Origin of the sequence: Mesorhizobium silamurunense, assembly GCF_014843825.1 — a bacterium.
GTDB lineage: Bacteria > Pseudomonadota > Alphaproteobacteria > Rhizobiales > Rhizobiaceae > Mesorhizobium > Mesorhizobium silamurunense.
The window spans coordinates 22,718-31,921 of sequence record NZ_JHQR01000110.1; the positions used below are offsets into that span (position 1 = coordinate 22,718).

Here is a 9,204-nt window from a genome sequence, read left to right on the forward strand (position 1 = left end):
TGCAGCGGTTTTGCGAAAACGACATGCATAAAACAAGACCTAAAGCGCGTTGCCTGAATCCGTTCCAGCGCGACGCGCTTTAGAGCGGTTCTCTAAACTGGGCCGCTCTGGCTCCGGTCTGCACCAGTCGATGCGGCTCTGCGCACCTTGACGAATTTTTCGCATGGCCTAGACCTTCCGCCGCTGAAATCTCTCTATTGTTGGAAGGCAGGCTTATGGCATCGGTTGCATTTCTCGGTCTTGGCGTCATGGGCTATCCGATGGCCGGGCACCTCAGCAACAAGGGCGGCCACGACGTCACCGTCTACAACCGCACTGCGGCAAAGGCCGAGCAATGGGTCGCCCAGCATGGCGCCAAGCTGGCGCTGACGCCGGCTGAAGCGGCCGAAGGCAAGGACTTCGTCTTCTCCTGTGTCGGCAATGACGACGACCTGCGCTCGGTGACGATCGGCGCCAAGGGCGCCTTCGCCGCGATGAAGAAGGGCTCCGTCTTCATCGACAACACCACGGCCTCGGCCGAAGTCGCGCGTGAACTCGCCGCAGCCGCCGAGAAGGCCGGCTTTTCCTTCCTCGACGCGCCGGTGTCCGGCGGTCAGGCAGGCGCCGAGAACGGCGTGCTGACGGTGATGGTCGGCGGCGAGCAGGCTGCCTTCGACCGGGCCAAGCCGGTCATCGACGCTTTTGCCCGCATGGTCGGGCTGATGGGGCCGGCCGGCGCCGGCCAGCTCACCAAGATGATCAACCAGATCACCATCGCCGGCCTCGTCCAGGGGCTGGCCGAGGGCATCCATTTCGGCAAGAAGGCCGGCCTCGACATCGAGAAGGTCATCGACGTGATCTCCAAGGGCGCTGCCGGCTCCTGGCAGATGGAAAACCGCCACAAGACGATGAATGCCGGAAAATATGATTTCGGCTTTGCCGTCGACTGGATGCGCAAGGATCTCGGCATCTGCCTCGCCGAAGCCAACCGCAACGGCGCCAGGCTGCCGGTGACCGCGCTGGTCGACCAGTTCTACAAGGATGTGCAGGACATGGGCGGCAGGCGCTGGGATACGTCCTCGCTGCTGGCTCGCCTGGAAAAATAGACGGCGATGGCCCTGCCCGATCCGAGCTGGAGCGCCGACGACATCGTCGCCCATTTGCGCTCGATCGGCACCGAGGAAAACCGCGCTGGTATGGCGCGGTTCGGCATCAACACGAGAACCGCGCTCGGCATCGGCAATTCCGACCTGCGGCCGCTGGCGCGCAAGCTGAAGAAGAACCACGAACGGTCGTTGCTTCTCTGGGACAGCGGCATCCGCGAGGCGCGCCTGGTAGCGGCCTTCACCGGCGAGCCTAAGCATCTCGACGTCGCCCTGTGCCGGCGCTGGGCCGCCGATTTCGACAGTTGGGAGATCGTCGACACCGTTGCCGACCTGTTCGCCGACACGCCGTTCTGGCGTGAGCTGATCGAGGAATTCGCCGAGGACGAGCGCGAGTTCGTTCGCCGCATCGCGTTCGCCATGCTGGCCTGGAGCGCGGTGCATCTGAAGAAGGAGCCCGACGCGACTTTCCTTACCTATCTGCCGCTGATCGAGAAACATGCCGGCGACCCGCGCAACTTCGTTCGCAAGGCGGTGAATTGGGCGCTGCGGCAGATCGGCAAGCGATCCGTCGCGCTGCATGCCCCTGCCCTTGCGCTTGCAGAAAAATTAGCGGCGTCGTCCGACAAGACGGCGCGCTGGATCGGCAAGGATGCTGTCAAGGAACTGACGGATGCCAAACAGCTCGAACGGCTCGCCGCCGGAAAGGCTTGATATCGGTCATATCCGCTTCACTGAGGTGACGCGGGAAACGCACAGCCGTTTCGAAGGCCTGTTCGAGCAACCCGGCGCGCCGAAATATTCTGGTGCATGGCCTGGCGCCATTCCAGCCGCGAGCACATTGAGAACGACGAGAAGAAGCGCATGATGATGGCGCTCATCGATGCCGGCACGCCGGTCCGCATCGTCGCCGAGCTCGCGCAAGGTGATCGGCTGGTGCTCGGTCGCGCCGCGCGAGACCTATCGCAGGCTGTCGAGGCAGCAGGACGATAGCGAGACGGACGTCTGGTCGGTCGTTTGCTTCTATGTCCCAAGGGCCTTGCGCGGCGGCGGCTTGGCTTCGGCCTTGCTGGACGCAGCCATCAAGCATGCCTTCGCCAAAGGCGCGCGCGTGATCGAGGCCTATCCGGTCGACGAGGCTGCACCGAGCTACCGCTTCATGGGTTTTCGCGACATGTTCACCGCTCGTGGATTTCAAGAGATCGGCACGGCCGGCACTCGCAGGCATGTGATGCGGCTGAGCCGTTGAGCTTGGCCCCCAAAGCGTTGTCGGGACGCGGGTACTGAACGTGCTATCGACGCAGATCGTGGACGCCGAGTTCTTCCCACATCCAATCGAAGCTGTAAGTTGCCATCGGATCCGTCGGAACAGGTCGCTTGGCAGTCTGGTTTTCAAGATATTTCAGCCAATCGGCAAATTTTCGGCGACCGGCTGTGGTTTTGGCGGCCTGACGCGGCGTCTTGTTCCCCAACATTTTGACCGGCTGATCGAGCGTTTCCGGATAATGCCGATCCAAGTATTCGTGGATGCCCTGTTCGGCGACTTCCGGCGGTATGTTCGATGGCGATGTTTCGGCACCTTCACGTGGTCGTTCGGCTTTCATCTGCTCGACAGTTCGGATTTCGGTTAGGGGTGTCCGGACAAGATCGCCGAGGACCTGCTGGATCAAAGCCGTCCCTCTTGTCGCCCGAGCTGCGGAGTTGGCCGACAGATGCAGGAAACGGCCCATCAACTCGACATTACCCAGCACGAGCGGACCGTTGTCCATCGTGGTGTCTATGGTAGGGGCGGCCGCTGCTTTTGGTTTGTTCCCACCTTTCGGCGTCTCTTCCAGCCAGTTCCAGAATTTCGCGTCCGCCTGCGACAAGGCTGGAATATTGTTCAACCGGGCGGCGATGTCCTCCTGTTTCACGCCGGGTGCAAGTGGAAAGCGAACGTTGTGGAATACGATTTCGTCGCCATCGGTGTTTTGCAGCCGGGGCCCCGCCACCCTTCCAAGGGTGTCGAACAACCATGCGAGCGTGGACATGAATGCTGCCGCCTGCAGCTCGTCATCTTTGATGGCGGGTAGCTTTTTTGCATTTCTTTTGCCGAACAGGCCGCGCAGCCCATCGAACAATGTTTCGGTGGCCTGCGGGGTAAAGGGCAACACACCGCCAGCCATGACGTTTTTGCCCATGACGGGTACGATCCGCGCGGCAAGCCTGTCCCACTGCTTCAAAGTCTTTGTCGCGCTGCCCTCGCTGACGGCGATCGGCTCGCCGCCGCGGATAAGGTCACGCGCCATGAAAGACAGTCCCGGAACGACGTTACTCACCTCATACAAGCTCATGACGGAAGTGCGCAGCGCCGCCATGTAGGCCCTTGATTGCGCTCTTTCCTTCCAGCCTCGGCGCTTGAGATATTCGTCGACGATGTTGGCAGGTTCGCCCTCGAAATTTTCTGCGTCAGGAAATCCTCGAAAACGCAACCCCAAAGGGTGTTCGTCCAGTGATCACCGAGGACTTCGGCAAGGTGTTCAAACTCCCTTTCACCCTCGTCGAGGATTGAGCCGAAATGTTCGTTGAAAACTTCCTCAAAGCATTCGCGCCATTCGTCACGGGCAAGAAATTTCATCAGTCCGCTAAGATCATGGCTGGTCGGCATGGAACTTCTCCAGGTTCTTGCGCGTCGGGCATCGCAAGACGCGGGTTCGCTGCCATTGCTTGTCGGGCTATTTTCAGCGCCGCTCCCGCGATCAGGCAAGGCGTGGGCAACGATTTCCCGGTGTTTCTTCCGCGCGACTTTCCGCTAGAGCTTTTCTGCGGCGCACACCAATTTCATCGGGCCAAAAAATGCTTCAGAGATCACGGCAGTTTTACTCGCTCGCAACTACGGACCGGCCAGAATGGAGCCAATGAACAACCCTCTCAACACAGGCACGATCATCGCCGCGGTACTTGGCCTTGCCGTCAGTCAGGCCTCGGCAGAGACCGCGCACATCTTCTGGAAGGATCTACGCCCCGCGACGCAGGCGGTCGCCGAGGACGCCAACCTGCCGATGATCGCAGCCAAACTGCCCGATCACGGCGAGACCTTGTCGCTCAATCTCCAGGACAGGACCATTCAGTTGGCCGGCTATGCATTGCCGGTCGATCGCGAGGGCGACCTTGTCTATCAGTTCCTGCTGGTCCCTTGGACCGGCGCCTGCAGCCACATGCCGACGCCACCGCCGAACCAGATCGTGCTGGTCACGCCGACGCATCCCTACAGTATGTCGGAAGCATATGAGCCGGTCTCCGTTACCGGCGTGCTGAAGCCAGGCATGGAGAAAAGCCAGCTCTTCATCCTCGACGGCGTCTTGATCGTCCAGTCCGGCTACACCGTGCACAAGGCTGAGGTGGCGAGCACCGACACAGTGCCCGACGCCGTCACACTCCCGGTCAACTCCCCGTGGAATTTCCTCCACAAAAAGAAGAACTAAATCTCGCCGCTTCATGCATAGCAGGAAGCGGCGAGCGCCCGATGCTCAGGCCGCGTTGGCGCCCGACTCCTTGTCCAGGATCATATAGTCGAGCGGAATCTCGGTCGTGTACTTGATCTGCTCCATGGCGAAGGACGAAGACACGTCGCGGATCTCGATCTTGGCGATCAGCCGCTTGTAGAAAGCGTCGTAAGCGGCAATGTCAGGCACCACCACGCGCAGCAGATAATCGACGTCGCCGCTCATGCGGTAGAACTCGACCACTTCAGGAAATTCCTGGATGACTTCGGAGAAGCGTCGCAGCCATTCATGGCTGTGCGAATTGGTGCGGATCGAAACGAAGACGGTGACGCGCACATTGACCTTCTCGTGGTCGAGAATAGCGACGCGCCGCTTGATGACTCCCTCTTCCTCGAGCTTCTGAATGCGCCGCCAGCATGGCGTGGTCGACAGGCCGACTTTCTTGGCAACATCGGCGACCGCAAGCGTCGCGTCCTCCTGCAGGAGGCGGAGAATTTTTCTGTCTAGGCGGTCCATTGGGAGAACTCCAGGGGAATAGTTTCGCTATAATCCCCCTTATCAGGGCCTTTCACAAGAAAGAAATTCTGCCAACGGCGGCAAAAGCGAGTGATATCTTGCCGAATGCCTAGCCGATGCGATAGCGGATTTCCGACCGCAGGAAAGGCAGCAAATCCATTTCAAACCACGGATTCTTCTTCAGCCATCCGGTGTTTCGCCAGGACGGATGCGGCAGCGGCAGCACTTTTACGCTGGCGGCCGCGTCCCAGATGGCGCGCCAGTTTTTGACCGTTTCCGTCAGCGAGGGCCCGCGCGCCAGGCCCATGTGCCAGGACTGCGCGTAGCCGCCGATCGTCAGCACCAGGTCGATCTGGGGCATCAGCGCCATCAGCTCAGCGCGCCAGGCCGGCGCGCATTCGCGGCGCGGCGGCAGGTCGGCGCCCTTGGCATCCTGGCCGGGAAAGCAGAAACCCATCGGCACGATGGCGAATTTTCTTGTATCGTAGAACTCTTCGTTGCTGACGCCGAGCCAGTTCCTCAGGCGATCCCCGGAAGCGTCGGTGAACGGCATGCCCGATATGTGCACCTTGGTGCCCGGAGCCTGGCTGGCGAGCAGGATGCGCGCGCTCGACGACGGCCTCAGCACCGGACGCGGCTCATGCGGCAGGGGCCGACCGTGCGGCTGCTCGACACAGATACGGCAGGCCCGCACCCTGGTGGTGAGGCTTTCCAGCGCTTGGGTCATGCTTGGCAAGTCGTCCAAGTGCGGCCTCAGGCAGCGGCGCTTGGCCGGCTGGAGAGCGCAGCGTGCCAGCGCAGCACGTTCGCGCATTCCTCGGGCACCTTGATACGCGCCGGCTTCATGAAATCGATGGCGATCAGCCCGGTGATGTCGGCAACCGAATAGGCATCGCCGGCGGCGAATTCCCTGTCGGCCAGCTCACGATCGAGCAGATGCAGAAATTCGACGGCTTTGGGTTTGTTGGCCTCGCCCCATTCAGGAATCTGCGGCACCTCCCAATCCTTCATCGCCGGGTGGATGTGACGGAAGGCAGCGGCCACGCAGCTTAGGAGATTGAACTCCATGCGTCTTTGCCACATCTCGACCATGGCCTTGCCGAGCGCGCCTTTTCCGAACAGGGCGGGCTCCGGATGCAACTCCTCGAAATAGCGGCAGATGGCGATGGATTCGGTGATGATGGTGCCGTCGTCGAGCTCCAGCACCGGCAGCCGACGCAGCGGATTGCGCGTCGCCACCGGCTCCTCGCGATGCTCCAGCGCGCCCATGTCAACGGGCACCAAGGGAACGGTCAGTCCCTTTTCCGCCAGGAAAACCCGGACCCGCCTGGGGTTCGGCGCGCGCCCGCCATCGAACAGCTTCATTCCATTCTCCGATCTTTCACCCGATCTTAGGGCGCACTTCAATGCATGTCGCCCAAAAGTGCGCAGCGGTTTTGGGAAGACGACATGCATCAAACAGAGCATCGCCAGAAGCGACATCCTCAGAAGCGAAAGAACTCGCGCAGCGCATCGCCAAGCGAAGCCAACGTGCCGTGCTTCTCTCGACCGGCTGATCGTGATGGCTGTCGCGCCAGTCCTGCGGCTCGTCGAAGGAGCCGGCCCAGATGCCGGCCTTGGCGACCCGCGCAACAGTCTCCTCGGTTTCGAAGTCGCCGAAGGCGACCGCCCATCCGGCCTGCACTTGCGCACGGTTGAGGTCCGTGTCGCCCGCCTTGCAGTCGCAGAGCAGCCGGCCGTACCGGTCGCGCTGCCAGCCGCTGCAGGAAACCGGCCTGCTGGCGATCAGCCGCACCAGCGACTGCCGCGCGAGCTTGCCGCAAGGGTAGTCGGCCCCATCCTTGCGGCCTGTCTGCATGTATTCCGGAGCGTCGATGCCGCGCATGCGGATGCGTTCGGCGCCGAGCGTGATCGAATCGCCATCATTGACGATGGCCGTGCCTTGCTCGTTGCGCGTCTCGAACCGGTCGAGCCGCGCCGCCACCAGGATGAACAGCCCAAGCAGAACCGCGGTCAGCGCGTAGTCCAGCAGCCTGCGCCAAAGGCTTCGCTGAGGCCGCGGAACATATCGCCGGCGCGGTCCTCGCGGCCAGGAACGGCTCATATGGCAAACAGTCTCTTAATCATTCGAACGTAGCTTAACGAACTGAAATCGCTGCGCGCAGAAATTGAACTTGGCATGCCTTTGCTACGCTCGGACACAGCGGACAAATTCATTGTGGACCGCAGGAAACCGCATCGCAACAGCGATGTGGCGCGCGCAGTGCGCCGGACGCGCGACCGCCTCTCGCAGCAGGCCGGCAATCTTGATTTCGACCGCGAGCTGCTCAAGCTCCATGCGCGCGCCATGGTGGTCAGCGCTGCGGCGATTCCTCTGCTTGTGCTTGCGGTGGCAGCCGTCGGCCGCTTCGCGGGCCTGGGTAACCAGGTCGCCATCTGGGCTCTCTTCACGCTGCTTTGCTACACAATCGTCACCTTCATGGCGCGGCGTGTCGAGCGTACGGAAGCGGCCGAGCTCGACCCGGTGCAAACGCGCCGCGATTTCCTGATCGGCCATGCGCTTTGCGGCCTCGGCTGGGCCTGGTTCGCATGGCTGGGCTGCGAAACATGCCAGGTCGACCAGTTCCATGTCGTCAAGGCCATGGTGCTTCTGGTCGCCATGGCGACGACCGCGGTCATGGCATCGTCGCTGGGCGGCGCCCTGCTCGCGACCTTCGCCGTTCCGGTCGCGGTCTATGCCTGTGCCGTCGCACGTGTTTGGACGCCGATCGAAGGGATCATGGCGGCGCTTCTGGTCGCCGCCCTGCCCTTTTTCGGCTACGTCGCGCGTCATCTCAACCAGGCTTCGTGGATGATTCTCTCCTTCCGCTCCGAAAAGGACGCGCTGATCGCCGAGGTGGAGACGGCGAAATCGATGTCCGACGAGGCACGGCGGCGCGCCGAGGACGCCAATCTGGCGAAGTCGCGCTTCCTCGCCTCGATGAGCCATGAGCTCCGAACGCCGCTCAACGCCATCCTCGGTTTCTCCGAAGTGATGGCCAATGAGGTGCTCGGGCCGATGAACAACCCGACCTATCGCGACTACGCGCACGACGTGCACGAATCCGGCCAGCACCTGCTCGACCTGATCAACGAGATCCTCGACCTGTCGCGCATCGAGGCCGGCCGCTACCAGCTCAACGAGGAGCCGGTGGTGCTGGTGACGATCGTCGAGGACTGCTGCCACATGATGGAGCTGAGAGCCCGCAACAAGGACATTCGCGTCATTCAGGAGTTCGAGACCACCTTGCCGCGCCTGTTCGGCGACGAGCGCGCCATCCGGCAGATCACGCTCAACCTGTTGTCCAATGCGATCAAGTTCACGCCGTCGGGCGGCGAAGTGCGCGTGCGCGTCGGCTGGACGGCCGGCGGCGGCCAGTACCTCTCCGTCAAAGACAACGGCCCCGGCATTCCGGACGACGAAATCCCGGTGGTGCTTTCCGCCTTCGGCCAGGGCTCGATCGCCATCAAGAGCGCTGAACAGGGAACCGGCCTCGGCCTGCCGATCGTGCAGGGCCTGCTCGACATGCATGGCGGCGAGTTCGAGCTTCACTCCAAGCTGCGCGAAGGCACCGAGGCCATCGCCATCTTCCCGCTGAGCCGGGTGATGGAAGAACTGCCCGCGCTGCCGACCAAGGCCGTCGCCGCGCGCCGGCGCTAGGGCAATTTCAGAACCAGCGCAGCGGTTTCTAGAGCCGAACGGCTGCCGCCATGCCCGAGCTGGTAAGCGCTGCCGCCTTGACGAGACCGGCGGCAAGCCCGGCCCCCACTCCTTCGCCCTGATTGAGGCCGAGATCGAGCAAGGGCCGCAGGCCGAGCCGTTCGGCAACCTTGGCGTGGCCGGGCTCCGGCGACAGGCTTGCAAGCAGGCAATGGTCGATCGCGGAAGGATTGGCTTGGTGCAGAACCGCGGCGGCAACCGTTGCGACGAACCCGTCGAGAAGCACAGGAATCTTCTGCATGCGGGCGGCGAGAATGGCGCCGCAGATCGCCGCGAACTCGCGGCCCCCGACCCGGCGCAACGCTTCGAGCGGATCGCCGAGGCTGGCGCCGTGGAAGGCCAGCGCCCGATCGACCGCTTC

At 62.4% G+C, this 9,204-nt stretch carries 12 protein-coding genes; 5 read left to right on the forward strand and 7 right to left on the reverse strand.

The genetic code is table 11. The features are described 5' to 3' along the window. Nucleotides 1–215 precede the first annotated feature (215 nt). From DH10_RS12835 to DH10_RS36895, 3 genes are all read left to right on the forward strand, one after another. Nucleotides 216–1,085, forward strand: a complete 870-nt coding sequence (locus DH10_RS12835) for an NAD(P)-dependent oxidoreductase (RefSeq protein ID WP_192245142.1) — start codon at nt 216–218, stop codon at nt 1,083–1,085. A 6-nt stretch (nt 1,086–1,091) separates the two neighbouring features. After that, nucleotides 1,092–1,796 carry a DNA alkylation repair protein gene (locus DH10_RS12840; protein WP_192384779.1) on the forward strand — a complete coding sequence of 235 codons (705 nt, stop codon included), beginning with the start codon at nt 1,092–1,094 and terminating at the stop codon, nt 1,794–1,796. Nucleotides 1,797–1,965: 169 nt separating this feature from the next. Further along, the gene (locus DH10_RS36895; RefSeq protein ID WP_192245146.1) at nt 1,966–2,331 is read left to right on the forward strand and encodes a GNAT family N-acetyltransferase; all 366 of its coding nucleotides are present in this window, start codon (nt 1,966–1,968) and stop codon (nt 2,329–2,331) included. A gap of 43 nt (nt 2,332–2,374) precedes the next feature. On the opposite strand, the gene DH10_RS12850 is transcribed toward DH10_RS36895, so the two are convergent. Together DH10_RS12850 and DH10_RS37885 are read right to left on the reverse strand one after the other, a co-directional pair. Further along, a complete protein-coding gene (locus tag DH10_RS12850; protein ID WP_485020593.1) occupies nt 2,375–3,499 on the reverse strand; it encodes a DUF7986 domain-containing protein in 1,125 nt (374 codons plus the stop codon). Further along, entirely contained in the window at nt 3,412–3,729 is a 318-nt protein-coding gene (locus DH10_RS37885; protein WP_312891220.1) for a hypothetical protein, read from the reverse strand. The genes DH10_RS12850 and DH10_RS37885 overlap by 88 nt, the downstream gene beginning before the upstream one ends. A 250-nt stretch (nt 3,730–3,979) precedes the next feature. On the opposite strand from DH10_RS37885, the gene DH10_RS12855 reads away from it, so the two are divergent. Continuing rightward, nucleotides 3,980–4,546, forward strand: a complete 567-nt coding sequence (locus DH10_RS12855; RefSeq protein WP_192245147.1) for a DUF3299 domain-containing protein — start codon at nt 3,980–3,982, stop codon at nt 4,544–4,546. A gap of 45 nt (nt 4,547–4,591) precedes the next feature. Here DH10_RS12855 and DH10_RS12860 read toward each other — a convergent pair whose 3' ends face one another. From DH10_RS12860 to DH10_RS12875, 4 genes are all read right to left on the reverse strand, one after another. Further along, nucleotides 4,592–5,083 (reverse strand): Lrp/AsnC family transcriptional regulator, encoded by a 492-nt coding sequence (locus tag DH10_RS12860; RefSeq protein WP_066992738.1) that lies wholly within the window; start codon nt 5,081–5,083, stop codon nt 4,592–4,594. Nucleotides 5,084–5,192: 109 nt separating this feature from the next. After that, nucleotides 5,193–5,897, reverse strand: coding sequence for a uracil-DNA glycosylase family protein (locus DH10_RS12865; protein WP_192245148.1), 705 nt, complete (start codon nt 5,895–5,897; stop codon nt 5,193–5,195). After that, nucleotides 5,837–6,448 carry a glutathione S-transferase gene (locus tag DH10_RS12870; protein WP_192245150.1) on the reverse strand — a complete coding sequence of 204 codons (612 nt, stop codon included), beginning with the start codon at nt 6,446–6,448 and terminating at the stop codon, nt 5,837–5,839. Before DH10_RS12870 ends, DH10_RS12865 begins: the two co-directional genes overlap by 61 nt. A gap of 16 nt (nt 6,449–6,464) precedes the next feature. After that, nucleotides 6,465–7,187, reverse strand: a complete 723-nt coding sequence (locus DH10_RS12875) for a thermonuclease family protein (RefSeq protein WP_246811545.1) — start codon at nt 7,185–7,187, stop codon at nt 6,465–6,467. 75 nt (nt 7,188–7,262) lie between these two features. On the opposite strand from DH10_RS12875, the gene DH10_RS12880 reads away from it, so the two are divergent. After that, complete coding sequence (locus tag DH10_RS12880) at nt 7,263–8,783, forward strand: sensor histidine kinase (protein WP_192384780.1); 1,521 nt, start codon at nt 7,263–7,265, stop codon at nt 8,781–8,783. A gap of 28 nt (nt 8,784–8,811) precedes the next feature. Here the strand turns inward: DH10_RS12880 and DH10_RS12885 are convergent. Next, on the reverse strand, nt 8,812–9,204 hold a 393-nt coding region (locus tag DH10_RS12885; RefSeq protein WP_192384781.1), incomplete at its 5' end, for a nicotinate-nucleotide--dimethylbenzimidazole phosphoribosyltransferase.

Coding starts and splice junctions, on each gene's coding strand:
- DH10_RS12870 (WP_192245150.1), bottom strand. CDS start 6,448: ATGAAGCTGTTCGATGGCGGGCGCGCGCCGAACCCCAGGCGGGTCCGG.
- DH10_RS12855 (WP_192245147.1), top strand. CDS start 3,980: ATGAACAACCCTCTCAACACAGGCACGATCATCGCCGCGGTACTTGGC.
- DH10_RS36895 (WP_192245146.1), top strand. CDS start 1,966: ATGCCGGCACGCCGGTCCGCATCGTCGCCGAGCTCGCGCAAGGTGATC.
- DH10_RS12880 (WP_192384780.1), top strand. CDS start 7,263: ATGCCTTTGCTACGCTCGGACACAGCGGACAAATTCATTGTGGACCGC.
- DH10_RS12835 (WP_192245142.1), top strand. CDS start 216: ATGGCATCGGTTGCATTTCTCGGTCTTGGCGTCATGGGCTATCCGATG.
- DH10_RS12865 (WP_192245148.1), bottom strand. CDS start 5,897: ATGCGCGAACGTGCTGCGCTGGCACGCTGCGCTCTCCAGCCGGCCAAG.
- DH10_RS12840 (WP_192384779.1), top strand. CDS start 1,092: ATGGCCCTGCCCGATCCGAGCTGGAGCGCCGACGACATCGTCGCCCAT.
- DH10_RS12875 (WP_246811545.1), bottom strand. CDS start 7,187: ATGAGCCGTTCCTGGCCGCGAGGACCGCGCCGGCGATATGTTCCGCGG.
- DH10_RS37885 (WP_312891220.1), bottom strand. CDS start 3,729: ATGCCGACCAGCCATGATCTTAGCGGACTGATGAAATTTCTTGCCCGT.
- DH10_RS12860 (WP_066992738.1), bottom strand. CDS start 5,083: ATGGACCGCCTAGACAGAAAAATTCTCCGCCTCCTGCAGGAGGACGCG.